The sequence below is a fragment of the Paenibacillus sp. 01T422 genome (assembly GCF_056398785.1).
On record NZ_JBFTQB010001219.1, the window covers coordinates 1 to 1,446 of the forward strand.

Sequence of the window (1,446 nt, forward strand, 5' to 3'; positions counted from 1 at the left end):
GCGTAACCATACACCAGAAACATCCCCCGGCAAATGTTGCCTTGTCATACTTGCTTTGTTGAACGTTAGTTTCCACTCTTTCTCCACCTCTTTCATTGAAATCACTTCTATCATACCAAAAGTTTGTGCGATAACCAAAAAGACACCATTCACTTGCGTGAACGATGCCTTCGTTATGCTGATTCATGCTTACAGATTGTTGAAAATATCCGTAAGAACAGGAACGATTTGAGACTTACGGGAAACTACGCCTTTAAGAATAGCTTTGTTATCTGCAAGTGTTACATTGTACGCTTTTTCCACTGCTTCAGCTTTGCTTCCAAGTGCAAGACCCACGGAATCATTGTTAAGAATGTCTGTAACAACGAAGAGGAACAAATCAAGGTTTTTCTCGGCAATGATTGTGTTAAGTAGAGCTTCGATTTCGGCTTGCTGCGCAAGCACATCATTCACATCTACCGCGTTAACTTGTGCGATTTCAATTTTGTAGCTGCCCATTTGGAACTCTTTTGCGTCCAGCGAGATCAGTTGTGCAACTGTTTTGTCGCTCAGATCAGCGCCGGCTTTCAGCATATCAAGACCATATACTTCAGCGTCTACGCCAGCAATAGCTGCAAGCTCACGAGCTGCTGCAACGTCTTGCTCTGTGCAAGTTGGGGATTTGAACAACAAGGAATCTGAAATGATAGCAGAAAGCATCAAACCTGCAATGTCCTTATCGATGGAAACGCCGTTTTCTTTGTACAATTTATTCAAAATCGTTGCTGTGCAACCAACAGGCTCTGCACGGTAGTACAGCGGGTGGCTGGTCTCGAAATTCGCAATTCGATGATGGTCGATAACTTCCACTACACGCACTTGATCAATGTCCGTAGCGCTTTGCTGACGCTCAACGTGGTCAACCAAGATCACATTCGCCGCTTCATTCGCAACCGTATCTACTTGACGAGGCGCAGCAACTTTAAATGTGTCCAATGCAAATTGTGTTTCACCGTTCACGCTGCCTAGACGGACGGCTTCAACCTCTTGGCCAAGCTTCGTTTTCAGTGCTGCATAAGCAATTGCTGAAGTAATTGAATCAGTGTCCGGATTTTTATGTCCGAAAATAAGTGTTTTTGACATGATACGACTCCTTATTAGTAAAAGTGTAGTAAGAGTTTTCAATCTCTACCTACGATTATACTAAAAAATCTCAGTAAATCCATTACTAAACCAAAACCTTTGGAATGAACGGAGAAATTACTGAATTATACAGGCTTTCGCTTATTGTAGCCGCGATCATCATAAGGCTGAAGCTGTTCCAGCCATTTGTCTTCCAGCTTCCTCAAAGCATCGTCCTCGTCGAAGTATCCTGTTTCCTTCACTTTAAGCACTTCCAACACCTCTATCTCAAAGGCGCTGCTCCCAAATTCGTTCAATTCCAATTGCAGCGCATTATTCATATGC

2 protein-coding genes are annotated in these 1,446 nt (G+C 43.2%); both read right to left on the minus strand.

Annotated elements, in window-relative coordinates; all coding sequences use genetic code 11:
* Positions 1-189: 189 nt before the first annotated feature.
* Positions 190-1,122 (minus strand): manganese-dependent inorganic pyrophosphatase, encoded by a 933-nt coding sequence (locus tag AC1DUA_RS37360; protein WP_477504530.1) that lies wholly within the window; start codon positions 1,120-1,122, stop codon positions 190-192.
* Positions 1,123-1,247: 125 nt separating this feature from the next.
* Positions 1,248-1,446: GIY-YIG nuclease family protein (locus AC1DUA_RS37365; protein WP_477504531.1), on the minus strand; the 199-nt coding region annotated here is incomplete at its 5' end.